The sequence below is a fragment of the Cesiribacter andamanensis AMV16 genome (genome assembly GCF_000348925.1).
Classification (GTDB): Bacteria; Bacteroidota; Bacteroidia; order Cytophagales; family Cyclobacteriaceae; genus Cesiribacter; species Cesiribacter andamanensis.
On the sequence record NZ_AODQ01000004.1, the window covers coordinates 15595 to 41383 of the forward strand.

Here is a 25789-nt window from a genome sequence, read left to right on the forward strand (position 1 = left end):
GAAGCGAAAGATACACCATTTTTGACGAATTATACACTGAACCTGCGCGGAAAACTGCTGGACCTCTCCCAGCCGCGGGTAATGGGTATCATAAACGTTACACCTGATTCCTTTTATGCCGGCAGCCGCCTGGGCTCCGAAACCGAACTGCTCCGGCAGGCCGAACGCATGCTGGCCGAAGGGGCCGATCTGCTGGATGTAGGCGGGTACTCCACGCGCCCCGGCGCTGCTGATGTATTGCCTGAAGAGGAGCAGGAACGCGTTTGCCGGGCCATTGGCAGCCTGGTGCGGACCTTTCCGGAGGCCCACATTTCAGTGGATACCTTTCGGGCTGGGGTAGCCGCGGCGGCGGTGGCAGAAGGCGCCTGCCTGATCAATGACATAGGCGGCGGGGAGCTGGATGCCGATATGTTTACTACCGTAGCCCGGCTGCAGGTGCCCTATATCCTGATGCACATGCGCGGCACGCCGCAGACCATGGCCGGCCTGAACCAGTATGAGGATTTGCTTAAAGAAATAATTGATTATTTTGCCGAACGGCTCAACAAATTAAGAGCCTTGGGGGTAAAAGACATTATAGCAGATCCGGGTTTTGGATTTGCCAAAAACATTGACCAGAACTATTTACTCTTGCAAAATCTGCGGCTTTTGACAGTGCTGAACGTGCCCCTGCTGGTGGGAATTAGCCGTAAATCGCTCATCTGGAAAAAGCTGGGGATAACGCCCGAGGAAGCCGGAAACGGCAGCACGGTACTCAATACCCTGGCCCTTACGGAAGGGGCACACATTTTGCGGGTGCATGACGTAAAGCAGGCGGTAGAGGCCGTGCGCTTATGGAAATCATTTAGGAACAACAGCAAGAAAGCAGCATTTGATACTGGGTTTTAACATAGGATTTCTTGAGGTAGACTTTGTCGATCTGCTCGACATTGCCCTGGTAAGCATACTGCTCTATCAGGTCTATAAACTGATGCGCGGCAGCGTGGCGGTTAAGATCTTCCTGGGCTTTCTATCGCTTTACCTGCTGTACCTGGTGGTAAATGCCCTGGAAATGGAGCTGCTGTCTAACATCCTGGGCCAGTTCATGGGGGTTGGTTTTCTGGCGGCCATCATCCTCTTTCAGCAGGAGATCCGCAAATTCCTGTTCATGATTGGGCGCACCACCATCTTTAACCGGGAAAACATCTTTAAGGGCCTTCCCTGGCGCAAAAACAGCCGGGCGGCCGATCTCAACATTACCCCCATCATTGAGGCTGCCAAGTCGCTGGGTGCTACCAATACCGGAGCCCTGATTGTTATCAGCAAAAGCTCGGAGCTGAAGTTCTATGCCGAATCGGGCGACCGCATCGATGCAGTGATCAGCAAGCGCCTGCTGCTAAGCATCTTTAACAAATACAGCCCTCTGCATGATGGGGCCGTCATCATTTACAATCGCCGCATAGAAGCCGCCCGCTGCATTCTGCCCGTTACCGAGCGGGACAACCTGCCGGCCCAGTTTGGTCTGCGCCACCGGGCGGCCATTGGCATGTCGGAGGCTACCGATACCCTTATTCTGGTGGTATCGGAAGAAACCGGCAAGATCTCCACCGTCCGCAACGGCATGATCCACCACAACCTTTCTGCCCAGGAGCTGCGCAGCAAGATCAATGCCTACCTGTACGAGCAGGAAGAAGAAGAGGAGGAAACGCCGCTCAAGAAGAAGCGGAAAGGCCCCCGCACCGCCGATGAAGCTGCATCTGCCCCCTCACAACCCTAAGCTCCTCCCCTGTTAACGCAGCCAAAAAAAGGCCGGCATTTCAGCCAGCCTTTCTATAGTCATCCTTGCGCCAAATTTACTTTAACCTGAGCTATAGATTTAGCTACTTACTTACAGCTACCATAACGTACGAATCCCCCTTGGCGAAGGGGGTAGAGGGATTGGCAACATTAAATTCGAGGCTAATTAAAATAATATTGAACCTGGACTTGCAATAAAAAAGCGGACAAAAGATTAAGCGGCTAAGGATTTAGTATTTAACAGTTCTTCCATTTGTTCAGGTGTGCGATAGCCCAGACTGGAGTGGAGTCTTTCTCTATTGTAAAAGATCTCGATGTATTCAAAGATTTCTATAGAAGCTCTTCTTTGATCTTGGTATCTGTTACCGTATACACATTCTGTTTTCAGGGTTTTGAAAAAGCTCTCTGCCACAGCATTATCCCAGCAGTTGGCCCTACGACTCATGCTCTGGCAAATCAATGGGTAAGCCTTTAGCTCTTTTCTAAACTCATCACAAGCATACTGCACACCTCTGTCCGAGTGGAAGATCAGTTCCTGAAGAACAGGCCTATTTTTGATCGCCATTTGTAAAGCAGCTACCGTTGTCTCTTTAGCCCTCATGGTTTCACTCAAGGCCCAGCCTATAATTTTCCTGTCTGCTAAATCCAGTACTACGGTCAAGTAAAGCCAACCAGCTAAGGTTCTGATGTAAGTGATATCTGAGACCCATACCTGGCCAGTAGTTGCAGCTGTAAAATTACGATTGAGAAGATTTTCACTAATTGCATAACAGTGTTTTGAATCCGTGGTCACCCTGAATCTTCTTACCATCTTGGCCCTGATTTTAGCCTGCTTCATTAACCGAGCTACTCTGGGCCTGGAAACTTGCACTTCTTTGGCTTTTAATGCTTTGGTGATCCTGGGACTGCCATAGCGCTGTTTGCTTTTCTTGTGCTCCTGTTTGATCAAAGTTAGGAGCTTTTCATTTTCTTTGGCTCTCTTCGATACAGAACCCTTCAATGAATCATAGTAGCAGCTCCTGCTGACTTTGAATACCTTGCACATCTTCTCAACAGGAAATCTGGAACTGTAAGCGGTTATAAACCTGTAGATTTCCCGTCTCCCCTGGAGAAGATGCTTATAGCCTTTTTTAAGATATCCCTTTCCATCTCCACGTCCCGAAGCTGTTTCTTTAGCTTAGCTATCTCTGCCTCCTCTGGAGTGTGCCTGGGCTTTCCATGGCCTGTAAAACTAGCCTCTGGCTTCTCTAAATGCTCTGAACGCCAGCGGTAGATAAGTTCCGGGCGAACACCCAGCTCTTTGGCCAGTTCATTTATATTCTCTCTGGTCTTGCTAAGCTCTACGGCCATTAGCTTGAATTCCTTGTCGAATTTTCTTCTCTCTCGTGACATTGCGTTAAGGTATTGATTTTTCGCTTAACTCTCTGTCCGCTCAAAGGTAGCAGCTCCAACCTGACCGATAAAATTTAGTAAAAGTAGCTATTGATTCTATAACTATCCAATCCCCCTACCCCCTTCGCCAAGGGGGATTCTTTCGCCTAGTAACTTTTCAAGAAAAGTAACCCATAATTCACATTACTTCAGCACGCCCAGCTCCTTACCTACCTCGGTAAAGGCCTGTATGGCTTTGTCCAGGTGCTGCTGCTCATGCACCGCTGAGATCTGCACCCGGATGCGGGCCTGGCCCTGCGGCACCACGGGGTAGTAAAACCCGATCACATAAATGCCCTTACTAAGAAGCTGCTCGGCAAACTTCTGTGCCAGGGGTGCATCATAAAGCATGATGGGCACAATGGGGTGTTCGCCCGCTTTGATGTCAAAGCCCGCTTCGGTCATTTTCTGGCGGAAGTACTGGGTGTTGTTCATCAACTTGTCCCGCAGCTCGGTGGTGCTGCTGAGCAAGTCAAATACAGCAATGGAAGCCCCTACGATGGCCGGCGCCAGGGTGTTGGAGAAGAGGTAGGGCCGGCTGCGCTGGCGCAGCATTTCTATGATTTCCTTACGTCCGGAGGTAAAGCCGCCCAGGGCACCCCCAAGGGCCTTGCCCAGCGTACCGGTAATAATATCCACCTTGCCCATCACATCCCGGAACTCATGCACACCCCGGCCGGTAGTGCCCATAAAACCGGTGCTGTGGCATTCATCACTCATTACCAGAGCTTTGTATTTTTCGGCCAGGGCTACAATCTTGTCCAGCTGGGCAATGGTGCCGTCCATAGAAAACACTCCATCTGTTACAATGATCTTCTGCACGGCGCCGGCGGCATCGGCGGCTTTAAGCTGCTGCTCCAGATCGGCCATGTTGTTGTGCTTATAGCGGAAACGTTTGGCTTTGCACAGGCGCACCCCATCAATGATGGAGGCATGGTTCAGCTCATCGGGGATGATGGCATCATCCGGCCCAAACAGGGGCTCAAATACCCCTCCGTTGGCATCAAAAGCGGCGGCATACAGAATGGTATCTTCCGTACCCAAAAAATCGGCAATGCGTTTTTCCAGTTCCTTATGGATATCCTGGGTGCCGCAGATAAAGCGCACCGAGGACATGCCGTAGCCATGGGTATCAATGGCATTTTTGGCTGCCTCCAGCACCATGGGGTGTGAGGAAAGGCCCAGGTAGTTATTGGCGCAGAAGTTGATCACCTCCATGCCCGCCGTGGTTTTGATATCGGCGCCCTGGGGGGTGGTAATGATGCGTTCGCTTTTGTAGAGGCCGGCTTTTTTGATATTTTCCAGTTCCTGCTGCAAAACGGGTTGTAGGGTATCGTACATAAAAATTGGGTTATTTCGATTCTTTCTGATGAGATAACAGGGGGTAGGTGCGACGGATGTCGTTGAGCAAAAAAAGTTTGTGAGCCGTAAAGCTCTCGGGATGCATCTGCAAAAATTGCTGCTCAAAAAGGGCGTATTGCTCCGGCGCCCCCTTCCGGTAGGCGGCAGCATCAATTTTTTTAAGAGCCAGATAGGCTTCCCAGCCGAGCGCTTCCATACCCTGCAAATATACACAAGCCCCACCCATTTGCCAGGAATTAGCCGGACCTTACACCCCTTTTTGCAAAATTAGAGTAGAGCCATTCGGCCGGTTCAAACGTTTACACTATTTTTGGGGCAAACGATTGGATATGGAAAAAGTACTGGTAATAGGCGCCAACGGGCAGTTGGGAAGTGAGCTAACGGATGCGCTTCGGGAAAAATGGGGGCGGGAGAACGTGCTGGCCACCGATATACGCCAGCCCCGCCAGCTGGCCGGGGGCGATCGGTTTGAATTGCTGGATGCCCTTGACAAGGAAGGCCTCTACCGGCTGATAAAGCAGGAAGGCACCACCCAGATCTACCACCTGGCCGCCGTGCTGTCGGCCACCGGCGAAAAGAACCCCCACTTTGCCTGGAAGCTCAACATGGAGAGCCTCTTTAATGTACTGGAGGCTGCCCGGGAGCTGAAGGTAGGCAAGACCTACTGGCCCAGCAGCATTGCCGTATTCGGGCCCGATACCCCTAAGAAAGACGTACCCCAATACACGGTCTGCAATCCCACCACCATCTATGGCATCAGCAAACTGGCCGGCGAGCAGTGGTGCGAATACTACTGGAAGAAATGGGGTGTAGATGTACGCAGCCTGCGCTACCCCGGCCTGATCGGCTACAAGGCCCTGCCTGGGGGCGGCACCACCGACTATGCGGTAGATATTTACCACAAGGCCCTGGAAGGCGAGGATTATACCTGCTTTCTGGCAAAGGGCACTTATCTGCCCATGATGTACATGCCCGATGCCATACAGGCTACCCTGCAGCTCATGGATGCCCCTGCCGACAGCCTGCGCATCCGCAGCAGCTACAACCTGGGTGCCCTCAGCTTTGATCCGGAGGAGATTGCCGCCTCTATCCGCCGGCACCTGCCCCAGTTCCAGATCCGCTACCAGCCCGATTTCCGCCAGCAGATTGCCGACTCCTGGCCCGACAGCATCAACGACAGCTACGCCCGCCAGGACTGGAACTGGCAGCCTGCCTACAACCTGGACCGCATGACCCAGGATATGCTGGAGAACCTGCGGGTGCTCAAAGAAGAAGGGCATTTTGCCTGAGCAGCCCTTTGGCAACAGCAGAACGGTTTTAGATATCTGCATGAAAGATACAGTGCATACCACCAAAAAAACCCCGGACCTTGCAGTTCGGGGTTTTTGTTTAGATATGTCGTAAGCTATTAAGGAATCACCAGGCGGGTTTGTCTACTTTCCAGCTGGTTCCAGACCTTGATAAGGTAGAGGCCTCTTGGCAGATGCTCGATGGGAAGCTGCAGGTTATGCTCCAACATGAGCACCCTTGCCATCTCCACTCCGGAAGCATTCAGAATGCTCACCCAGGTACCATCAGAAGCCCCCAGGTAACGCAGCCGAACAGCACCTCCTTTGGCCGGGTTAGGGGCCAGTTCCAGATCCCCTTTGGTACCGGAATAAGCCAGTACAATTCCTTTATATTCTTCGGTGCCGTCGATGTCGGTTGCTTTCAGGCGGTAGTAATTGGCGCCATATTGCGGCTGCCGATCGAAGTAGCTGTACTGTTTGGTGGTATGGCTGTCGCCGCTTACATATTCTACATGTATAGGAGAATAGTCTTTTCCATTATTGGAACGCTCTAGCGTATAATGGCTGAAGTCCCATTCCTTAGCCGAAGCCCAGTCCAGTTGGATGCCCTGCGAGGTAGCGCTAGAGCGGAAGTACAGGAGTTCTACGGGGAGGGGGAGGTTCATGCAAAATGGACTTCCTGCTGGCGAGCAACTTCCAACTGAAATAGTGCCATTACCTGAATAGGCAGAATTATTGCCTACAGTCAGGGCGCCACCAATTACCACATTCCCCAGGTTTGACATAATAAGGTTATTATCAGAAGTAAAGTCTCCGCCAACCTGGAGGTTTCCGGTCCCTGTGATTCTCACTTCCCCATTGTTTTTCATAACGATATTACCGTGTACAATAAGGATTCCAGTTATATTGAAATCCATATTGTTGTTAATAATAAGATCTCCCCATATTTCCAATCGTCCATTCGCCTGTATGGTGAGTGTATTGCCATTCTCAAAAGTTACGCTTTTCTTAACAGGGTCTGGCCTTGTATATGTCACTTCAACCCTTCCAGCTCCCCCACTTCCTCCGTTTCTATCAGTATTATCACTTGTTCTGGCACCTCCGCCTCCGCCTCCTGGGGCGCTGCCGGAGTTGCCATCTCCGTTATTGTTTCTGCCAGCCCCACCGCTTCCACCGGCACCGCCTCCAGCCCCGCCACTTCCGCTTACGGAGGTTGACGCAGCAGTTGCTCCATTACCACCTGCTATTGCGCTGCCAATTGCACCACTTATGGAACCCGAGGCTCCACTCCCTATTCCATTGGCTGCAGTTACCGTAGGCGCATTTGCCCCACCGGGGGCCAACACCAAGGCATTAGCAGAACTCGTACTGGTACTAAACCAAGAGTCGCCCCCTTTTCCGGCTGCAGCTCCAGCTACTCCACCCGTCCCTACCTGAACATAATAGGTAGTACCACCCTGTACGGAGACCGTGCCGGTCGAGTAAGTACCTCCTGCACCTCCCCCTCCTGCTCCTACGTTACCTGTGACAGTACCACCTGCACCTCCGCCACCCCAGGCCCTTATGGCAACAGAGGCCACTCCAGCTGGTATAAGCCAGGGTCCAGAATTCCGATTTTCAATTGTTGTGGTAGTCCTATTGAATAAACTCGATGATCCTATTGTTAGCGATGCTCCGGAGTTGACAGTTACAGAAGTATTATTACTTGCATCAATGTCGCCAATTACATGTGTCCCAGTAATAGTTGCATTAGCGTTCAACCCTACGTTCGTATCGGCACCACTTGGAACTGAACTTGGATTCCAGTTACTTGCAGTTCCCCATTCCCCATTCGTTCTAAATGTTTGGGCAACAGAACCAAAGGTTATCATCAAAAAACTAACAATTAGTAAATTTATTCTCATAAGAGTGATTGCTGAGAGTATTATAGTATTGGGTGGAATTGATTTTTTATAGAAGTCTTAGTGACTGTAGGTAACGTGTCAAGTGAATTAGGCACCAAGCTCAATCCATACTACCTAAAGGTATTTAGCAGCAAAATTAATTTTTGAATATACTTCTGCATTTTAGCAAGCTGTATACAAAGCTAGTCCCATCGGCTAAACTAGAAGTTGGCACTAGAGAGTATACCCTACGCATGTATGTATTTACTTAAAAAGCAGGGCTATTGCCTTGATCTTCTACCTCCACCTAACTTCTTGCCAAGGAAACAGGAGGCAATCTATACTGAATAATAAAAAATGGCATATAAAAACTAAGACCCCAGACTATATAGCCTGGGGTCTTAGTTTTACCAGTAAAGGGCAAACTGATGAAAGTTATTGTAGCAAAAGCCTTGACTGCTTTACCTCAAACTGGTTCCATACCTTTACAATGTACAATCCCTTTGGTAGACCAGTAGTAGAAATCGTCAGTTCATTTACCGGCATTTCAAGGCGTAAAACTTCTGCGCCGGTACTATTTAGGATCGTTATCCATGTACCTTCTGCAGCGCCCGCATATCCAAGCTGTATTTTTCCTGAAGAAGAGGGGTTCGGACTTACATCAAGCGCCCCCGTAGTTCCTGAATACGCCAGCACCATTCCTTTAAAGGCTACGGTACCATCAATGTCGGTCGCTTTCAGGCGGTAGTAGTTGGCGCCATACGGGGGCTGGCGGTCCAGGTAGCTATAGGTTTTAGTCGACTGGCTATCGCCTGTTACATATAGGGTATGAATCGGGCTGAAGTCTTTTCCATTGCCGGAGCGCTCTAGAATATAGTGGCTAAAGTCCCACTCCTTGGCCGAGGCCCAGTCCAACTGAATGCCCTGGGGGATGGTAGTGGAGCGAAAATAGAGAAGTTCTACGGGGAGGGGAGTGATTCCACTGCCGGTAGCAATAGCCCAAAGATCTGGATGAGTCGCTAATAATTGATTAAAATTCTGTCGTCCGTCGTCTGAATATTTTGTATCATTTACTCTGGAGTAGAACTCTCCGTCGTTTTCAAAAGAACCTTGCTTTTCATTTCCTGGCCAGGTGATCGATCCATTTATAATCAGGATACCTCCGGAAGCAACATCAAGGTGGGGACTAGCCGCAAAAGTTCCTCTTACAATCAGGATGCCCTTTGGACCTATCGACAGCTCTGTGTGATTGGAAAAAGTAAGATTACCTTCAATTACCAAAACCCATTTACCGTTAACCGATCTGTTACGGCTAGATTCCCACTATTCAAACTACCAGGGATAACAACTCTAGCGCCATCCTTTGCCGCAGCTGCAGTTGATTCTACAATTGTTACGCTACTAACACTTTGTGTAGGAGCAGTACCGCTACTCCATATTGTCCCATCATTCCAATATCCTGCTCTGTCAGTTAAGGTTGTATGGGTTTGCCCATAGGCAAACACAAAACAGGCATTCAAGACAAGACTAAGAAAAATCGCTTTCATATATTGGACTGAATAAAGCTATAATTGAACAAAGCTAAAATCTTTCCCGATCTCAGTTTTTTAGAAATGCTCATTATCCATACCTATGTAGGAATGGCATCTAATAAGGCTTGTTAATGTAAAAGTAATTAACGATAATAAATTACCGATGCCGCAATACCATCCCAAGCTTGCAACGCATTAGTTGATTTTTTATGCAATGGAGCGCTATTACTAGAAAATTACCATCTATAAAAGGATGACAAATTCTTCTCCAAACAGTCAAATGCTATGCTAAAGTAACGCTTTAAGTGATGTAAGCCGGCACAAAAAAAGCCCGACTCATGGAGCCAGGCTTTAACTTTTACGCTTGCTTATTACTGTAGTACTACTCGTGTTACTTTACGTTCAAGGCTGTTAGAGATCTGCAGCAGATACATTCCAGGAGCTATGCCTGCCGTTTCAAATCCTTCGGTCGATAATCCAGCGTTCTTAATCACCCGTCCGGAAGTGTCAAACAGTACCAACTGGCTTTCTGCAGGACCATTATAGGTAATGTGTACACGACCGTTTTTAGCATGGGCATTGAAAACTTCTGCCCCTATGCGCACGACTCTTGTTCCTTTATCTTCTACCGTTCCGTCTATATCAACGGTAAGCAGGCGGTAATATACAGTGCCGGCCAGGCCTGGGCTGTGACGAAAAGAATACACTTGCTTGCCATAGTCAGTGCCTTTGGCACTGATGGTGCCGGCAGGAGTAAAGGTACTGCCTTCAGTCGACCACTCTACTACATAATGGCTAAAGTTCCATTCCTTGGCAGCTTCCCAGCGAACCTCAACCGATGAGCCTGTAGAACGAACTGTATAATGAGTCAAATCAACAGGTTGGGGTGTTGGGGGATAAGCTAGGTAATCGCATTTATTCGGGGCAGTAGGATCGCTATTATTCCCACTCATGTTGAATTCCTTTTGAATGCAATCTAAATACTCGGGATTCAACCAAAAGACACCATCATTTCGTGGAAATGGCATGAAGTTAATAGCGTTACCATTAATCTTTTTACCTCCAATTTCCAAGAAGTCAGCTGAAAGTCCGGAATCAGTTTGAGATGCAGCTTTGATATCACCTCCTGGACGAATAATAATATAGGAGTCTGCATCCATGATGAGCCGACCCTTCTCATTATCAAGTTTGTTCAGGAAAAGTGTTGCTCCAGGCTCAATTAATATGATTCCATTGTAGTAAAAAATATTTGTGAACGAGACTGTATGCCCAGCTCTTATCAACATAATATCTGGTTTATCGACTTTTTCTGGAAAATCAGGCCCACTGGCCTTACCTGTTGATCCTGGATAAAGTCCGGATACAGTCCCTGTTCCAAAAGTTGAACTGGTGAGACCATTAATATCCCCAGTATATTCACCAGTAGCCCACTTTGAAGTGCTACCTGCCCAATTTGTTGATGAAACAGTATAATAGACAGTATAAGTCTGCCCGAACACCGGCCCACCCAGCGCCACTAGCAGTATAAAGAGTAAAAGTTTTTTCATGACCGTAGAATTTTGGAGCGAGTAGTAATAAAGCAGCGCAATTATCTGAGATCAAAATTAAAAAACGTTTCGATAAGTCAAAAACTTACACGTCTTATTTTTTAATTATTCAAATAATTCCTTGAATGATATACGTAAAAAGAGCCTTAACGGTTGGTCTACATGGGATATTTATCCCCAAAAATAATTCCGAGCACCAAAAGCATTACACAGGAGCGCTTTTAAGCTCTTCTGCAGAAAAAAGCCCTCTCTGCCCTAAACCAGCCCCTCATATTCTTGTAGGTTGCCCCGGCAGCCTTTATCTTTGAGCCAAACCTGACAAAATAGGCATGAACGAATTCGACAACCTGCTTTTAGATATAGATAGCACTGGCATTCTGACCATTACCATCAATCGTCCTGATAAACTCAATGCTCTGAACGGTGACACTATAGAAGAACTGCGGACCGCCATCCAGCAAGTCTATGATGACCCCACCATCAAGGGAGTGATCCTGACCGGAAGCGGTGAGAAAGCATTTGTTGCCGGCGCCGATATCAGCGAACTGGCCCAGCTTACTGAAGTAAACGGCCGCAAATTCTCGGAACGGGGTCAGGAAGTATTCGCCCTCTTTGAGAATTGCCACAAGCCCACCATTGCGGCGGTAAATGGCTTTGCCCTGGGCGGCGGCTGCGAAATTGCCATGGCCTGTCACATGCGCATTGCCACCCAAAACGCCCGCTTTGGCCAGCCGGAGGTAAATCTGGGCATTATCCCAGGCTATGGGGGCACCCAGCGCCTAACCCAGCTCATTGGTAAGGGCAAGGCCATGGAACTGATGATGACCGGGGATATGATCGGCGCCGACGAAGCCAAAGCCCTGGGCCTGGTAAACCATGTGGTGGCCGGCCGGGAAGAACTCACCGCTAAATGCCAGGAACTGATGCAAAAGATCACCAGCAAAGGCCCCCTGGCCATAGGCATGGTGGTGGATTGTGTAAATGGCGTGTTTAACCCGCAGGTAAAGGGTTACCAGGCCGAAGCAAACGCCTTTGGCAGCTGCTGCCGCACCGCCGATTTTAAAGAAGGCACCGCTGCTTTTCTGGAAAAACGCAAACCCCACTTTTCCGGAGAATAAAGGCCCCGCGCCTGCCCCATGAGCAGCCTAAAAAAACTTGCCGGCGATACGGCCCTTTACGGCATCAGCAGCATTCTGGGCCGCGCCCTTAACTTTCTGCTGGTACCCCTCTATACCAGTGTGTTTGCCGTAGGCGAGTACGGCATAGTGGGTACACTCTATGCTTATGTGGCCTTTTTTAATGTGCTCTATACCTATGGAATGGAAACGGCCTATTTCCGATTTGCCAACAGGCAGCGGGAACAAGAGCAACTAGCCTATAATACAAGTTTTACCTCTATCCTGATCACCAGCCTGCTGCTGAGCGGCATCCTGTTTCTGCTGGCGCCCACACTACTGGAATGGCTCAATTACCAGCGGCTTCCAGTGAGCTACATCTACTGGCTGGCCATTATCATTGCTCTAGATGCCATTGTGGCCATCCCCTTTGCCCGCCTGCGGCTGCAAAACCGGCCCATACTCTTTGCCAGCGCCCGCCTGATCAATATTTTTCTGAACATTGGCCTGAACCTCTTTTTCCTGGTACTATGCCCGGCCATTCTCCGGGGGGAATGGCCCATGCTTAGCTCGCTGCAGCCACTGGTGGAGCGCATCTATGATCCCGGCCTGGGGGTTGGCTATGTATTCCTGTCCAACCTTATTGCAAATTCGCTGTACCTGCCGCTGTTGCTGCCCGTACTATTAAAAGTGCGTCTGCAGCTGTACAAACCCATGTGGAAGGAGATGCTCCTCTACAGCTACCCCCTGCTGCTCATGGGCATTGCCGGGGTTACCAACCAGATGCTGTCCATCCCCCTGCTGCAGCACTGGCTGCCGGACAATTTCTATGAAGCGTACAACAAGGAGGCCGCCGTGGGTATCTTCATTGGCTGCTACAAGCTCTCCATTTTCATGAACCTTGCCATACAGGCGTTTCGCTTTGCGGCTGAGCCTTTCTTTTTCAGCAAGGCTTCGGACAAGAACTCTCCTGCCCTTTTCAGTCAGGTAATGCACTACTTTATTCTGGTCTGCTGCCTGATCCTGTTTGCCGTTACAGTGAACCTTCCGTGGCTAGTTCCCCTGTTGCTGCGTGACACCATTTACCTGGAGGGCCTTGAGATTGTTCCGATCCTGCTGCTGGGCTACCTTTTTTATGGGGTGTACCTGAATCTCTCCATCTGGTTCAAGCTCTCGGACAAAACCGGCTGGGGCACCTGGTTTACCAGCATTGGCGCTGTACTGACCATAGTACTCAACCTGCTGCTGATCCCGCTGTTGGGCTATATGGGGGCAGCCCTCTCGTCCCTGCTGGTATACTTTAGCATTATGGCCATGTGCTATTATTATGGACAGAAGTTCTACCCCATTCCCTACCGCACCCTAAGCGGCCTGCTTTACATCGGGGGTACCGTGATGCTTGCTTATGCCCTGCGCCTGCTGATGCCGGAAGCTACCTGGCCCGCCGTAGCAGCCGGCATTGGCGCCACCCTGCTTTATATCCTGGCCATTGGCCTGTATGAAATGAAGCGGCTGCGCACATCCCCCAGCCCTTTTTAGTATCTTTGTCGAAACCGGAACCCCTCACCTCCTAGCCTGTATGAACAACGAACTTGCCGTTAAGGTCATCAACACATCGCATCACCCCCTGCCGGCTTACCAGACTCCTGCGGCTGCCGGCCTGGACCTGCGTGCCTTTTTAGCAGAACCCCTGGAGCTGAAGCCCCTGCAGCGGGTTCTGATCCCCACCGGCCTGTTTCTGGAGATACCCCTGGGCTTTGAAGCGCAGGTGCGCCCCCGCAGTGGCCTGGCCTATAAACATGGGGTTACGGTCCTGAACAGCCCGGGCACCATCGATGCCGATTACCGGGGCGAACTGAAGATCCTTTTGGTTAACCTTTCGGCAGATCCATTCGTTATTAACGACGGTGAGCGCATTGCCCAGCTGGTGGTGGCCCGCCATGAGGCAGTCCGCTGGGAAGGCACCGAAGCCCTCTCCGATTCCAGTCGGGGCCAGGGAGGCTTTGGCAGCTCGGGAACCAGGTAACCAGCTAGCCCGCAGGTATCAGCCTGTGAAGAAGAGAAGATACACAGCCGCTCATCCCTTATCGCTGACACCTTGTATCATTCAACTCGTATTTTAACCTAACGTATACCATACATTTTTTCTCTCTATGAACATTATTATCCCTATGGCTGGCCGGGGCACACGCATGCGCCCGCATTCGCTTACCGTTCCCAAACCCCTGCTGCCCATTGCCGGCAAGCCCATTGCCCAGCGCCTGGTTGAGGATATTGCAGGCATTGCCCAGCAAAAGATCGATAACATCGGTTTTGTGATCCACCCCAGCTTTGGGCAGGACGTAGAAGTACACCTGAAGGAAGTGGCTGCCCAGCTGGGTGCCAAAGGCCATGTCTTTTACCAGGAGAAAGCCCTGGGCACTGCCCATGCCATTATGTGCGCCGGCGAGCTGCTGGAGGGCAACTGCATTGTAGCCTTTGCCGATACCCTGTTCAAAGCCGATTTTCGGCTCGATACCAGCAGCGACGGCATTATCTGGGTGCAAAAAGTAGAAGACCCCCGCCCCTTTGGCGTGGTGAAGGTGGATAGCGACGGGCACATTACCGATTTTGTAGAAAAGCCCCAGCAATTTGTTTCTGACCTGGCCATCATTGGCATCTATTACTTTAAAGAGGGTGACTGGCTGCGCCGGGAGATCCAGTACCTGCTCGATAACGACATCAAGGACAAGGGCGAGTACCAGATCACCAATGCCCTGGAGAACATGAAGCAGAAGGGTGCCAAATTTGTGCCCGGACAGGTAGATGAATGGCTGGACTGCGGCAACAAAGATGTAACCGTCTACACCAACCAGCGCTACCTGGAGTACATCAAGGATAAGGAGTTGGTGGCCAAATCGGCCAAAATCACCAATTCGGTGATCATCCCCCCCTGTTATATCGGAGAAAATGTAGAGCTGTACAATTCAGTGATAGGCCCGCACGTTTCCATAGGAGATAACAGCAAGATCTGGGACAGCCGCCTGGAAAACACCATTGTGCAGACCAACAGCCAGGTGAAAGACCTCCGGGCCAAGAACTCGATGCTGGGAAACTATGTTATCTATGAAGGCAGGGCAAAAGACCTTAGCGTAGGTGATTATAACGTTGTAAAAGAATAACCGGCATGAGGCTGTTACCGCATCGGATAGTCCGTATGAGTTTTTTCACATACCTACTGCTTGCAGTAGGTATGTCTTTTTCATACGCACAGAAAACCCCTAAAAAGGACAAAACCACCCCAAAAACCGCTCAGCTGCAGACCGGAGCTGCCGATGAGTACTTTATGGATGGCGTGCGCTATGCGCTAACAGATGATCATAAAAAAGCCCTCAGCGCCTTTGAGCAGTCGCTGAAGATCAATCCCAAAAACGCGGCAGCCCACTACAAAATGGCCGAAATTCTGCTGCAGCAGGAGCGCTATGAGGCTGCTATAGGCCATGCCCGGGAAGCACTGGCCCTGGATAAGGAAAACCAGTGGTACTACATGGTACTGGCCGAAGCCCAGCTGCGCTCCGGCAACTCGGCCGATGCCGCCGCCACCGTTGAGGGCATGATGAGCCGGTCGGGCGCCGCTCCCCACAATTATCTGAAACTGGCCCAGATTTACCTGCAGCTCAACCAGACCGACAAGGCCCTAACGGCCCTGAACAAAGCCGAAAAAGAACTGGGCATTGATGAAGGCATTGTAGAGCTCAAGCAGCGCCTCTACCTGAGCCAGAACAAACTGGCCGATGCCCTGGCCGAAGGCGAAAAACTGGTAGCCCACTACCCTACCGAAAGCAGCTATGCCCTGCGCCAGGCCCGCCTGTTGCTGAATGTAGAGCGCTATGCCGATGCTCAAAAATACCTGCAGACCTACCTGGAGAAGCACCCCCAGGATGCCGAAGCCAACTACCTGCTGGCCAAAGCGTATGAGGCCCAGCAACAGCCCCGGCAGGCCAGTGAATACCTCATCAAAGCCTTTGCCAGCCCCGAGCTGGACATTCAGATTAAACTGCAGGAAATGGCCCGCCTTATTCCGCAGCTGGCCCAGCGACCTGAGCTGGAAGGCAGCCTGGAGCAAATGGCTGCCACCATCCGGGAAGCGCACCCGGCCGATGCCCAGGCCTACGCCATCTCCGGTGATCTGGCCATAGCCCGCAACCAGAAGCAGCAGGCCCGCGCCAGCTACCTGCAGGCCCTGCAACAGGAAGAAAACAACTTTGAGGTCTGGCAGAACGTACTTACCCTTGGTCTGGAACTGGGCCGCTATGACAGCGTGGCCCGCGAGGCCGACCAGGCCCTGATGCTCTTTCCCAACCAGGCTGCTCTTTACTACTTTAGCGGCGCCGCCAACCTTAGCCTGGATAAGTTTGATGAAGCGGCCATGGCCCTGGAGCAGGGCAAGCGCCTGGCTGCTGCCAACAAACAGCTTATCAGCATCTTTAACAGCCACCTGGGCGATGCCTATAATGGACTGAAGCGCTACGACCTCTCCGATGCCGCCTATGAGGCTGCCCTGGCCTTTGACCCCAACAACGCCTACATCCTGAATAACTACAGCTATTATCTGGCCCTGCGGGGCGACAAACTGCCCCTGGCCCTGGAAATGAGCAAGAAACTCGTAGCCCAACATCCCACCAACCCCAACTACCTGGATACCCATGCCTGGGTGCTCTACCGCCTGGGCAAGTTCGATCAGGCCCTGCCCCATCTGCAAAATGCGCTTAAAGAAGCTGCCGGCAACGATGATGGCACAATTCTTGAACATTATGGCGATGTACTCTTTCGCCTGGGCCGGGTAGATGAGGCCCTCCAGCAATGGAAAAAAGCCCTGACCAAGCCTGGCGTATCTGCCCAACTAGAGAAAAAAATAAAGGACCGAAAGCTCTATGAATAACAATCTGCTGGCCCTGCTGCTTGCTACCCTGCTCGTGCTCACAGGCTGTAAGCGCGATGCCATTCCTACCGTAAGCGAAAAAGACCTGGCCGCCCTCAACGTACGCCCCGTAGATTTTAAATACCTCAATACGCGCAGCAAGATCTCCTATGAAAATGGCGATCAGCGCATGAGCTCCCCCACCAACATCCGCATCCGCAAAGACAGCCTCATCTGGTTTTCGGTAACCCCTGTTCTGGGCATTGAAGCTGCCCGCGGGCTGGTAACGCGCGATTCGCTCTTTCTGGTAAACAAGCTGCAGAAAGAATACCACGCCTACAGCTTTCAGGAGCTAAGCCAGAAAATGAATGTGGTGGTGGATTTTGATATTCTGCAGGCGGCCCTGCTGGGCGATCCCATTGTTCCCCTTACGACCAACAACCGCATACGCCGCACCGAGTCCGAAACCATTGTCATGCAGCAGCAACAGGGGGTAGATATCATCAACTACTTCAACAACGCCACCCTTAAGCTCATAAAAGTAATTCTGCAGGAGCCCAATTCGCCCAACAACCTGCTGCTGCAGTATGCTGATTTTCAAAATCATGGCACCAACATGCTGCCCTACACCAGCACCATTACGGCCCAATACCAGGAGAAGCAAGAAATGCGGGCTACGGTAGTTGCTTTTCAGCATAATAAGGCCGAGTTTAGTGATACGGCTTTATCATTTCCGTTCAGCATTCCGGATCGCTATGTTCGCAAACACTAGAGGGGTTGGCCTGTGGGGTATCGTATTATTGTGCCTGCTGGTGGCGCCGGCTGTTGCCCAGAATAAGGCAGAGCTGGAAAAAAAGAAGCAGGAAAACCTGAAGAAAATACGCGAGGCAGAGAACATTCTCTCCCAGACCCGCAACGAAAAAAAGGCAACGCTGGGCGAGCTCTCTGCCCTGGAAGCCCAGATTGCCGCCAGCCAGGAGCTTACCCGCCTGATCAGCAAAGAACTTTCTCTGCTCGATGCCGAGATCGGCGAGCTGGGCCTGGTAGTACGCGCACTGGAGAAAGACCTTAGCCAGTTTAAGCAGGAGTATGCCAAAATGGTGTACAATGCCTATAAAGCCAATAAAGGCTACAGTACCCTTACCTTTCTTTTTTCGGCCCCCACCTTTAACCAGCTCTTCATGCGCATGAAGTGGCTGGAGCAGTACAAGGAAGCCCGCATTGTGCAGCTGGAGCAGATCCGCAAAGTGCAGGACCTGCTGGGCATGCAGCAGCAGCAGGTCAGGAGCAAACGTCAGGAGCAGCAGAAGCTGCTCGATGAGCAGGTAGCCCAGAACCAAAACCTCATTGCCCTGCAGCAGCGCCAGAGCCGCACCATTGCCCGCCTGAGCGAACAGGAAAAAAGCATTCAGCAAGACCTGAACCAGCGCCGCAAAGACCTGCAGCAGCTGGATGCCCTGCTGGCCCGCCTGGTAAAAGAAGAAATAGAGCGCGCCCGCAAAGAGGCCGAAGCCGAAGCCAGGCGCAACAAAACCGCTACTGCCAGTGCTTCTGCTGCCGTACCCCTAACCCCTGAGGCCGCCGCCCTTGGAAATTCCTTTGAGGGCGCCCGCGCCCGCCTGTTGTGGCCGGTGGCCAGCGGCTTTATCTCCGCCCAGTTTGGCGAGCAGCAGGTCTATAAGCAGGTGAAGCTGGAGAACAGCGGCATTGAGATCCAGACCAAAGAAAATGAGCAGGTGCGTGCGGTGTTTGATGGCGAGGTGCGCCGCGTATTCTTTATGCCTGGCATGAACAACGTGGTCATGATCCAGCACGGCCAGTACTTTACCGTGTATGCCCGCCTGAAAGAAGTAACCGTAAAGCCCCTGCAGAAAATCAAGGCCAAAGACCCCATCGGTACGGTCTATACTACCAAAGAAGGGGTAAGCGAGGTACACTTCGAGATCTGGAAAAACGATCAGAAACTGAATCCCGAGCAGTGGCTCTTTAAGAATTAAGAGATTTTAGGCTCTTTTTTGGCAAAGTAAGGTTTCTACCTAAAATGCAAGCCGCCCCTACAGGCCCTTTTCGATCATACCGCTTTCAGGGGAAAAATTATCAGATTCATCCTATATCAACGTATTGTTTATCAGAAAAATACAATCCCAAAAGCGGGCTCTTCGCCCATTTTCTAACGGTAAACCTATAGGAAGTGAAGGATTTAAGCAGAAAAAGTGAACTTTTGCAGAAGCGTACGCCTTTTTTTCACAGAAGTCCGGCCTGCGGATTTGAGTATCGTCTTCATTTGATTAATTTTACTAACGAACCTAAAGTAGCTACATGGAAACCCTATTATTATTTTTCAACATGGGAGGTCAGGAGATTCTGCTCATCCTGCTGATCATCCTGATTTTCTTTGGTGCGAAAAAAATTCCGGAACTGGCCCGTGGCCTTGGCCGTGGTATTCGTGAGTTCAAAGATGCCACCCGCGAGATCAAGGATGAGGTAGAAGATGCCGCCAAAGAAAAACCATCTTCTGTACACACCAACGGCACTACCAAAGAAGCTGCAAAGCCTCTGTAAGCCGGCAACAAGGGAGCAGTACTTCCACAGGGAGGTGCTCCAACGCACAGAATGATATGTCAGGTACAGTAGAACAGGCTGAGGTGTGCCATGCAGACCAAGTAGTTCTCGCCGATCTAAACTTATAAAAGCAGAAAGGGCAGTTCACTGCCTTTTCTGCCCTATAAAATGATAAATACGCCTGTAAACCTGTCAGTTTCAGGCGCTGGTGCACCTCTGGCCTGTTTTTGCAGTAACAGATAGGAGCACCGTTCGTCCAGTAAAAAGCTGTGGGGAGCGTTATTCCATACGTTCCCGACCTGAGGAAACCGCTACCTGAGCAGGCTCCTGCCAGTAGCCTGTGTACTGAATGCTCCTGTTCCTGCTACTGCAGGGCAGTTGCTGCAAAAGCAACCCGAGGGCATTTTCGTACGTATGATTTCCCAGCGATGCCCACTTCACCGACTACTGCGATCTAACTGGGCGAACATACCGACGATCCTTTGGAGATGTAGCTGGCCGAATCGTTTTCCGTACAAGCCGACTTGAGCGGAATAATCCGGCCCTTTCATTTCCCATTGGCACTGATTCCAGTGAATACCCCAACGGCCTGCTACGTGCGGCCGCTGCACATACAGAAGACACCCCGCTTGCCTGTGCGTACCCCTGCGCCACAGCCAGGCCCAAATTATACAACTCTTCTTAAGGAAGTACGGCATGAAATTAGGAGCGATCAAAACAATTAAGCACTACGGAACCTGCATACTGCTGGCTACGGGCATGGGCAGCCTATCCGTAAACTACGCAGTAGCGCAAACAACAGCACCAGAAGAGCAGCAGGATGAAACAGGCGAAGAACTGGTGCTGGCCGATAGCCTTGCCCCAGATGCCATTGTTGAGATCTCCCGCCCCTTTTATGATTACATCCCCGATGCCAGCTACGAACTCATCGGAGAGCGCATGGCCAGCATGAATGCCCAGGTCAAGGTGCCGTATAACGACCGGGTGAAAGGGTTCGTAGACTACTTTACCATTCGTAACCGGGAGTACAGCCGCCTGATGCTCAAGCGCCGCGATCTCTATTTCCCCATGTTTGAGAAGGCCCTTGCCAAACATGGCATGCCCGATGATCTTAAATACCTGTCCATTGTAGAGTCGGGCCTTAACCCCAGGGCCAAGTCCCGGGTAGGCGCCGCCGGTCTCTGGCAGTTCATGCCCAGCACCGGCCGTATCTTCCGCCTCAACCAGAATTCCTATGTAGATGAGCGCCTGGATCCCGAAAAAGCCACTGAGGCCGCCTGCCGCTACCTGAAGCAGCTCTACGGCATGTTTGGCGACTGGCAGCTGGCCCTGGCCGCCTACAACTGCGGACCGGGTAATGTAAACAAAGCCATTCGCAAAGCAGGGGGTAAAAAAGATTTCTGGCTGGTGTATGATTTTCTGCCCAGAGAAACCCGCTCCTACGTACCCCAGTTTGCGGCTGTTATGTACACCATGCGCTTTGCCGAAGAGCACAACCTGCTTCCCGAAGAGTATGAATACCAGTATGCCCAGCAGATCGACACGGTTCATCTTTCCCGCTTCATGAGCCTGGAGGCGCTGGAAAGCCAGCTAAACCTCTGCCCCGGCACCCTGGAGGCCCTTAACCCCGAGCTGGTACGCAAGGCAGTGCCCGAAAATGCCGGCCACTATGCCCTGCGCATCCCTACTCAGACACACACCTACTTTGTGGCCAACCGCGCTACCATCCTGCAATCTACCAGCAGCATCAACGAAACCCTGCTGGCCGAAAATGCCAAGACCGAAGTAGGCAGCACCCTAAACCGCCAGCGCGTTACCTATAAAGTAAAAAGTGGCGACCACCTGACAAAAATTGCCAGCCAGTACGGGGTGCGGGTAGAAGACATCAAGCACTGGAACCGCCTTACCAGCAACTCCCTGCGTATAGGCCAGCAGCTGGCCATTTATGCCTCGGCCGAGCAAAAAGCCTCCATCAATACGCAACTGGCCTCGGCACAGCCTGCCAGCAAGCCGGTACAGGTAAGCCAGCAAAAAGTATACTACGTACAGCCCGGCGATACCCTGTGGGAAATTTCCCGCAAGCATGGCAACGTAGGGGTTGATAACCTCAAAAAGCTCAACAACCTGCGCGGCAATGAGATCAAAGTTGGCCAGAAGCTGATCATTACAAAATAAGGAGCCCTCCTCCCCTTTTCAGAAGCTTTGTCTCTCCGGGACAAAGCTTCTTTTATTTTGGCCCCTGATTTACTATTTTACCCAAAATTGTACTACCAGCTATACAAGCTACTTCTTGTTTCTTGTTATAGTATCATATCTAGCACATTTACCTGCATGAACCTAAAAACGTATAGCATCTGTTTATTGCCCCTTCTTCTACTAATTACTGCCTGCGGAGGCAATAGCAACAGCCAGGACAACCGCAATCAGGATAAAGACTTTTTGCCCCGCGCCAGCCTGGTGCCCTATGAGCTGCTGGTCGTCATGGACTCGGCCCAGTGGCGGGGGGTATTGGGAGAAGCTATACGGGATGTCTTTACCGAACCGGTACAGGGCCTGCCCCAGGAAGAGCCCCATTTTAAAGTGCGCTACATTACCCCCCAGGGCCTCAAAGGCTTCAACAAGCGTTACCCCAACATCCTTTTTGCCTTTACACTGGATAAAAGGAGCCAGGCCTCAGAAATGCTGCGCTCCATGTTTTCAGAGCAGTCGCTGGAGCAGATCCGGCAGGATGAGCAGCGCTACCGCCTCTCCCGCAAAGATGAGTTTGCCCGGGGACAGGAGGTAATGTACCTCTTTGGCCAGACTGAAGATCAGCTGGTGAGCCGTATCTACACCAATAAGGAAAACCTGCTAAACCACTTCCTTACCGTAGAGCGCCAGCGCTACATGCGCGATTATGCCAATGTGCGCGTTACGCAAAGCCTCAGCAACAGCCTGGCCAGCGAGTATGGGTTTAAAATGAATTTTCCGGCCGGCTATCAGGTGGCCAAACAGGATACAAATTTTGTCTGGATTCGCCTACTGGATAATAAGGTAGATAAAAGCGTATGGGTTACCTGGAAACCCTATACCGATCAGTCTATCTTTCAGCGGGATAATCTGATGAACTACCGCAACCAGGTAGTACGCAACTACATCTGGGGCAGCGACAGCAGCACCTACATGCGGCTGGAGACCCAATTGCCTGTAGAAGTCCGCCAGGTAAACTTCAACGGACGTTATGGCGTGGAAGCCCGCGGCCTGTGGCGCCTTGAAAAAATGGTGATGGGCGGCCCCTTTCTGGGCTATGCCTTTGTAGATGAAGCTACCAACCGCGTCTATTATATAGAAGGCTTTACCTATGCTCCAGGGCAGGACAAGCGCCTGGCCATGAGCGAACTGGAAGCCATTTTGTGGTCCTTTACCAAGACGGCTCCCAAAAATATCCAATAAGCCTTTGGCTACGATTGGCGCAAAATTCTGCTACCTTTGCACTCGTTATTATACCAATTTTTTTCTGAATGAGCATTAAGATCAGAAAGCAAGATGCCCTGAACTACCACACCCAGGGACAGCCGGGCAAGATAGAAGTGGTGCCCACCAAAATGTTAAGTACCCAGCTGGACCTGGCCCTGGCCTACTCGCCGGGGGTTGCCGAGCCCTGCAAAGAAATTGCCCAAAATCCGGAAGATGTTTATAAATATACCGCCAAAGGCAACCTGGTAGCCGTAATATCAAACGGAACGGCCGTACTGGGCCTGGGCGATATTGGTCCCGAAGCCTCCAAGCCTGTTATGGAAGGCAAAGGGGTACTGTTCAAGAAATTTGCCGGCATTGATGTGTTCGATATTGAGATCAATGAAAAAGATCCCGACAAGCTCATCGATATTATTGCTTCCCTGGAGCCTACTTTTGGGGGGGTAAACCTGGAAGACATCAAAGCGCCTGAGTGCTTTCGCATTGAGCAGGAGCTGAAGCGCCGCATGAAAATACCGGTGATGCATGATGACCAGCACGGCACCGCCATCATCTCCTCAGCCGCCCTGCTAAATGCCCTGGAGCTGGTCAATAAAAAGATTGAAGAGATCAGGATCGTAGTATCCGGGGCCGGTGCCTCTGCTGTAGCCTGTACCAAACTCTACCTATCGCTGGGGGCCCGCCGGGAAAACCTGGTGATGTGCGACCGCGACGGCGTAATTCACATCAATCGCTCCGATCTGGACGATATCAAAGAGCAGTTTGCCACCCAGCGCACCGAGCTCAAAACCATACAGGATGCCCTTAAAGGGGCCGATATGTTCCTGGGCCTTTCGGCCGGCAACATCCTGAATGCGGATGACATCCGCCTGATGGGTCCCAACCCCATTGTATTTGCCCTGGCCAATCCCGATCCGGAAATTCCCTATGAGGTAGCCATGGCCGCCCGGGAGGATATCATCATGGCCACCGGCCGCTCCGACCATCCTAACCAGGTAAACAACGTGCTGGGCTTTCCCTTCATTTTCCGCGGGGCGCTGGATGTAAGTGCCTCGGCCATCAATGAAGACATGAAGCTGGCCGCCGTGCGGGCCCTGGCCCAGCTGGCCAAAGAGCCCGTTCCCGAGACGGTAAACAAAGCCTATGGCGATAAAAAGATTGCCTTTGGCCGGGAATACCTGATCCCCAAACCCCTTGATCCGCGCCTGATCACCACCCTGGCCCCTGCCGTAGCAAAGGCTGCCATCGCCAGCGGCGTAGCCCGCCGTACCATTGACGATTGGGAGCAGTACAACATAGAACTGCAGATGCGCATTGGCATAGACCAGCGCCTGATGTCGCGCATCCTGGTGCAGGCCCGCAAACAACCCAAGCGCGTAGTGTTTGCCGAGGCCGATAACCAGAAGATCCTCAAAGCAGCCCAAATTGTGCAGGACGAGCACATTGGCATTCCCATTCTGCTGGGCAACCGCCAGAAGATTGCCCAGCTGATGGCCGATAACCACCTGGAGCTGGAAGAATGCGAGATCATCGACATTGATACGCCCGAGCAGCAGGAGCGCCTGGACCGCTTTGCCCACCGCCTGTATGAAAAGCGCCAGCGCAGAGGGGTAACCCTGCACGAAGCCCGCAAGCTGATGCGGGACCGTAACTACTTTGGCGCCATGATGCTGGAGTTTGGTGAGGCCGATGCCTTTATCTCCGGCCTTACCAAAGACTATCCCAAAACCATTACCCCTGCCCTGCAGGTAATTGGTACCGAAGAGGGCGTAAGCCGCGTTGCCGGTATGTACATCATTACCAACAAGCGGGGCTCCTACTTCTTTGCCGATACTACCGTAAACCGCGATCCCTCGGCCGAAGAGCTGGTGGACATCATTGGCCTTACGGCCCGCGGCGTGCGCTTCTTTGACATTGAGCCCCGCATGGCAGTACTCTCCTACTCCAACTTTGGCTCCAGCAAGGGTGATGTGCCCGAAAAAACGTCCAGAGCAGCCCTGCTGGCAAAAAAGCGCTATCCGGAGCTGATCATCGAGGGCGATATACAAGCCAATGTGGCCCTCAATTGCCAGCTGCAGCAGGAGAATTTCCAGTTCAGCGCGCTTGCCGATAAAGGAGCCAATACGCTGATCTTCCCGGACCTGGCCTCGGGCAATATTGCCTATAAACTGCTGATGGAAATCGGTGGCTCCGAAGCCATAGGCCCTGTACTGCTGGGCATGCGCAAGCCGGTACACATTCTGCAGCTGGGCAGCTCCATCCGCGAAATTGTGAACATGGTGAGCATAGCCGTAGTAGACGCCCAGCAGCGGGAACAAACCGTACGCAGTATATGATCGCTTACCTCAATGGCAGGCTGGTACATAAGGACCCTACCCATGTACTGCTGGAGGTAAATGGCATCGGGTATGAGGTGAAGATTTCCCTGAATACCTACGCAGCACTAAAAGACAGGGAGCAGTGCAAACTGCTCACCTGGCTTCATATCAAGGAAGATGCCCATACGCTCTACGGCTTTCAGGATGGGGCCGAAAAGCGACTGTTCCTGCACCTGATCTCCGTAAGCGGCGTAGGGCCGGGCACTGCCCTGATGATGCTCTCCTCGCTGAAACCGGCCGAAATAGAGAGCGCCATTATCCATGATGATGCCCGCACCCTCTCTGCAGTAAAAGGCATTGGCGCTAAAACCGCCCAGCGCCTGATCCTGGAGCTGCGGGATAAGGTGCTCAAGGGTGAGGTAGTTTCGCCCTCTACGGCATCTTTAAGTCCTGCCTCGCACAATACAACCCGGCAGGAAGCGTTGTCGGCTTTAGTGACTTTGGGAATTAACCGGGCAGCTGCTGAAAAAAACCTGGACAGCATCCTCAAGCAGCACGGAACTACTCTATCGTTGGAAGAACTCATAAAACTGGCTCTGAAAAACGCATAAGGATTTG

General features: G+C 51.5%; 23 protein-coding genes and 1 pseudogene. 16 read left to right on the forward strand and 8 right to left on the reverse strand.

Features of this window, described 5'->3' with window-relative positions:
* Positions 1-21: 21 nt before the first annotated feature.
* Positions 22-888 carry a dihydropteroate synthase gene (gene folP, locus ADICEAN_RS01300; RefSeq protein WP_009193691.1) on the forward strand — a complete coding sequence of 289 codons (867 nt, stop codon included), beginning with the start codon at positions 22-24 and terminating at the stop codon, positions 886-888.
* On the forward strand, positions 872-1756 hold the full coding sequence (gene cdaA, locus ADICEAN_RS01305; RefSeq protein WP_009193692.1) for a diadenylate cyclase CdaA: 885 nt from the start codon (positions 872-874) through the stop codon (positions 1754-1756). The genes folP and cdaA overlap by 17 nt, the downstream gene beginning before the upstream one ends.
* Positions 1757-1990: 234 nt before the next feature.
* Here the strand turns inward: cdaA and ADICEAN_RS01310 are convergent.
* The 3 genes from ADICEAN_RS01310 to ADICEAN_RS01325 form a co-directional block, all read right to left on the reverse strand.
* Positions 1991-3168, reverse strand: a protein-coding gene (locus ADICEAN_RS01310) for an IS3 family transposase (protein WP_085954239.1) whose coding sequence is annotated in 2 segments (ribosomal slippage) — positions 1991-2898 and positions 2898-3168 — 1179 coding nt in all. Because the reading frame shifts where the segments join, the coding sequence is not laid out codon by codon here.
* A gap of 183 nt (positions 3169-3351) precedes the next feature.
* Entirely contained in the window at positions 3352-4548 is a 1197-nt protein-coding gene (gene kbl / locus ADICEAN_RS01320; RefSeq protein ID WP_009193695.1) for a glycine C-acetyltransferase, read from the reverse strand.
* A gap of 10 nt (positions 4549-4558) precedes the next feature.
* Positions 4559-4765 carry a hypothetical protein gene (locus ADICEAN_RS01325; RefSeq protein ID WP_009193696.1) on the reverse strand — a complete coding sequence of 69 codons (207 nt, stop codon included), beginning with the start codon at positions 4763-4765 and terminating at the stop codon, positions 4559-4561.
* A gap of 133 nt (positions 4766-4898) precedes the next feature.
* On the opposite strand from ADICEAN_RS01325, the gene ADICEAN_RS01330 reads away from it, so the two are divergent.
* On the forward strand, positions 4899-5858 hold the full coding sequence (locus tag ADICEAN_RS01330; RefSeq protein ID WP_009193697.1) for an NAD-dependent epimerase/dehydratase family protein: 960 nt from the start codon (positions 4899-4901) through the stop codon (positions 5856-5858).
* A gap of 119 nt (positions 5859-5977) precedes the next feature.
* Here the strand turns inward: ADICEAN_RS01330 and ADICEAN_RS01335 are convergent, their stop codons facing one another.
* Both ADICEAN_RS01335 and ADICEAN_RS24015 read right to left on the reverse strand, forming a co-directional pair.
* Entirely contained in the window at positions 5978-6523 is a 546-nt protein-coding gene (locus ADICEAN_RS01335; protein WP_009193698.1) for a T9SS type A sorting domain-containing protein, read from the reverse strand.
* 423 nt (positions 6524-6946) lie between these two features.
* Positions 6947-7438: pseudogene (locus ADICEAN_RS24015) on the reverse strand (hypothetical protein); the annotation flags it as partial.
* Between ADICEAN_RS24015 and ADICEAN_RS22220 the strand changes: the two are divergent.
* Positions 7383-7814, forward strand: coding sequence for a hypothetical protein (locus ADICEAN_RS22220; protein ID WP_161622643.1), 432 nt, complete (start codon positions 7383-7385; stop codon positions 7812-7814). The pseudogene ADICEAN_RS24015 and the gene ADICEAN_RS22220 overlap by 56 nt on opposite strands.
* 362 nt (positions 7815-8176) lie before the next feature.
* Here ADICEAN_RS22220 and ADICEAN_RS01340 read toward each other — a convergent pair whose 3' ends face one another.
* The 3 genes from ADICEAN_RS01340 to ADICEAN_RS01345 all read right to left on the reverse strand — a co-directional run bounded on the left by ADICEAN_RS01340 (position 8177) and on the right by ADICEAN_RS01345 (position 10820).
* Entirely contained in the window at positions 8177-9022 is an 846-nt protein-coding gene (locus ADICEAN_RS01340; protein ID WP_009193700.1) for a T9SS type A sorting domain-containing protein, read from the reverse strand.
* Positions 9016-9288 (reverse strand): hypothetical protein, encoded by a 273-nt coding sequence (locus ADICEAN_RS22500; RefSeq protein WP_161622644.1) that lies wholly within the window; start codon positions 9286-9288, stop codon positions 9016-9018. Before ADICEAN_RS22500 ends, ADICEAN_RS01340 begins: the two co-directional genes overlap by 7 nt.
* 356 nt (positions 9289-9644) lie before the next feature.
* A complete protein-coding gene (locus ADICEAN_RS01345) occupies positions 9645-10820 on the reverse strand; it encodes a T9SS type A sorting domain-containing protein (RefSeq protein WP_009193701.1) in 1176 nt (391 codons plus the stop codon).
* Between the two features lie 329 nt (positions 10821-11149).
* Between ADICEAN_RS01345 and ADICEAN_RS01355 the strand changes: the two genes are divergently transcribed.
* The 12 genes from ADICEAN_RS01355 to ruvA all read left to right on the forward strand — a co-directional run bounded on the left by ADICEAN_RS01355 (position 11150) and on the right by ruvA (position 25782).
* Positions 11150-11938 (forward strand): enoyl-CoA hydratase/isomerase family protein, encoded by a 789-nt coding sequence (locus ADICEAN_RS01355; RefSeq protein ID WP_009193702.1) that lies wholly within the window; start codon positions 11150-11152, stop codon positions 11936-11938.
* An 18-nt stretch (positions 11939-11956) separates the two neighbouring features.
* The gene (locus tag ADICEAN_RS01360) at positions 11957-13474 is read left to right on the forward strand and encodes a lipopolysaccharide biosynthesis protein (RefSeq protein WP_009193703.1); all 1518 of its coding nucleotides are present in this window, start codon (positions 11957-11959) and stop codon (positions 13472-13474) included.
* A gap of 40 nt (positions 13475-13514) precedes the next feature.
* The gene (dut, locus tag ADICEAN_RS01365; protein ID WP_009193704.1) at positions 13515-13961 is read left to right on the forward strand and encodes a dUTP diphosphatase; all 447 of its coding nucleotides are present in this window, start codon (positions 13515-13517) and stop codon (positions 13959-13961) included.
* 127 nt (positions 13962-14088) lie between these two features.
* Positions 14089-15096 (forward strand): sugar phosphate nucleotidyltransferase, encoded by a 1008-nt coding sequence (locus ADICEAN_RS01370; RefSeq protein ID WP_009193705.1) that lies wholly within the window; start codon positions 14089-14091, stop codon positions 15094-15096.
* Positions 15097-15167: 71 nt separating this feature from the next.
* Positions 15168-16856: a tetratricopeptide repeat protein gene (locus ADICEAN_RS01375; protein WP_009193706.1), complete on the forward strand. Its 1689-nt coding sequence runs from the start codon at positions 15168-15170 to the stop codon at positions 16854-16856.
* On the forward strand, positions 16849-17607 hold the full coding sequence (locus ADICEAN_RS01380) for a DUF4292 domain-containing protein (RefSeq protein ID WP_009193707.1): 759 nt from the start codon (positions 16849-16851) through the stop codon (positions 17605-17607). Before ADICEAN_RS01375 ends, ADICEAN_RS01380 begins: the two co-directional genes overlap by 8 nt.
* Entirely contained in the window at positions 17591-18832 is a 1242-nt protein-coding gene (locus tag ADICEAN_RS01385) for a murein hydrolase activator EnvC family protein (protein WP_009193708.1), read from the forward strand. Before ADICEAN_RS01380 ends, ADICEAN_RS01385 begins: the two co-directional genes overlap by 17 nt.
* 322 nt (positions 18833-19154) lie before the next feature.
* A complete protein-coding gene (locus ADICEAN_RS01390; protein WP_009193709.1) occupies positions 19155-19397 on the forward strand; it encodes a Sec-independent protein translocase subunit TatA/TatB in 243 nt (80 codons plus the stop codon).
* Positions 19398-20093: 696 nt separating this feature from the next.
* Positions 20094-21572, forward strand: coding sequence for a lytic transglycosylase domain-containing protein (locus ADICEAN_RS01395; RefSeq protein WP_009193710.1), 1479 nt, complete (start codon positions 20094-20096; stop codon positions 21570-21572).
* Positions 21573-21728: 156 nt separating this feature from the next.
* Positions 21729-22829, forward strand: coding sequence for a DUF4837 family protein (locus ADICEAN_RS01400; protein ID WP_009193711.1), 1101 nt, complete (start codon positions 21729-21731; stop codon positions 22827-22829).
* A gap of 68 nt (positions 22830-22897) precedes the next feature.
* Positions 22898-25189: an NADP-dependent malic enzyme gene (locus ADICEAN_RS01405; RefSeq protein WP_009193712.1), complete on the forward strand. Its 2292-nt coding sequence runs from the start codon at positions 22898-22900 to the stop codon at positions 25187-25189.
* Complete coding sequence (gene ruvA / locus ADICEAN_RS01410) at positions 25186-25782, forward strand: Holliday junction branch migration protein RuvA (protein WP_009193713.1); 597 nt, start codon at positions 25186-25188, stop codon at positions 25780-25782. The genes ADICEAN_RS01405 and ruvA overlap by 4 nt, the downstream gene beginning before the upstream one ends.
* Positions 25783-25789: the final 7 nt, after the last annotated feature.

Excerpts from the sequence above, each read along its gene's own strand:
- kbl (WP_009193695.1), bottom strand. The coding sequence starts at position 4,548 with ATGTACGATACCCTACAACCCGTTTTGCAGCAGGAACTGGAAAATATC.
- ADICEAN_RS01325 (WP_009193696.1), bottom strand. The coding sequence starts at position 4,765 with ATGGAAGCGCTCGGCTGGGAAGCCTATCTGGCTCTTAAAAAAATTGAT.
- ADICEAN_RS01330 (WP_009193697.1), top strand. The coding sequence starts at position 4,899 with ATGGAAAAAGTACTGGTAATAGGCGCCAACGGGCAGTTGGGAAGTGAG.
- ADICEAN_RS01335 (WP_009193698.1), bottom strand. The coding sequence starts at position 6,523 with ATGAACCTCCCCCTCCCCGTAGAACTCCTGTACTTCCGCTCTAGCGCT.
- ADICEAN_RS22500 (WP_161622644.1), bottom strand. The coding sequence starts at position 9,288 with ATGAAAGCGATTTTTCTTAGTCTTGTCTTGAATGCCTGTTTTGTGTTT.
- ADICEAN_RS01345 (WP_009193701.1), bottom strand. The coding sequence starts at position 10,820 with ATGAAAAAACTTTTACTCTTTATACTGCTAGTGGCGCTGGGTGGGCCG.
- ADICEAN_RS01355 (WP_009193702.1), top strand. The coding sequence starts at position 11,150 with ATGAACGAATTCGACAACCTGCTTTTAGATATAGATAGCACTGGCATT.
- ADICEAN_RS01360 (WP_009193703.1), top strand. The coding sequence starts at position 11,957 with ATGAGCAGCCTAAAAAAACTTGCCGGCGATACGGCCCTTTACGGCATC.
- dut (WP_009193704.1), top strand. The coding sequence starts at position 13,515 with ATGAACAACGAACTTGCCGTTAAGGTCATCAACACATCGCATCACCCC.
- ADICEAN_RS01370 (WP_009193705.1), top strand. The coding sequence starts at position 14,089 with ATGAACATTATTATCCCTATGGCTGGCCGGGGCACACGCATGCGCCCG.
- ADICEAN_RS01375 (WP_009193706.1), top strand. The coding sequence starts at position 15,168 with ATGTCTTTTTCATACGCACAGAAAACCCCTAAAAAGGACAAAACCACC.
- ADICEAN_RS01380 (WP_009193707.1), top strand. The coding sequence starts at position 16,849 with ATGAATAACAATCTGCTGGCCCTGCTGCTTGCTACCCTGCTCGTGCTC.
- ADICEAN_RS01385 (WP_009193708.1), top strand. The coding sequence starts at position 17,591 with ATGTTCGCAAACACTAGAGGGGTTGGCCTGTGGGGTATCGTATTATTG.
- ADICEAN_RS01390 (WP_009193709.1), top strand. The coding sequence starts at position 19,155 with ATGGAAACCCTATTATTATTTTTCAACATGGGAGGTCAGGAGATTCTG.
- ADICEAN_RS01395 (WP_009193710.1), top strand. The coding sequence starts at position 20,094 with ATGAAATTAGGAGCGATCAAAACAATTAAGCACTACGGAACCTGCATA.
- ADICEAN_RS01400 (WP_009193711.1), top strand. The coding sequence starts at position 21,729 with ATGAACCTAAAAACGTATAGCATCTGTTTATTGCCCCTTCTTCTACTA.
- ADICEAN_RS01405 (WP_009193712.1), top strand. The coding sequence starts at position 22,898 with ATGAGCATTAAGATCAGAAAGCAAGATGCCCTGAACTACCACACCCAG.
- ruvA (WP_009193713.1), top strand. The coding sequence starts at position 25,186 with ATGATCGCTTACCTCAATGGCAGGCTGGTACATAAGGACCCTACCCAT.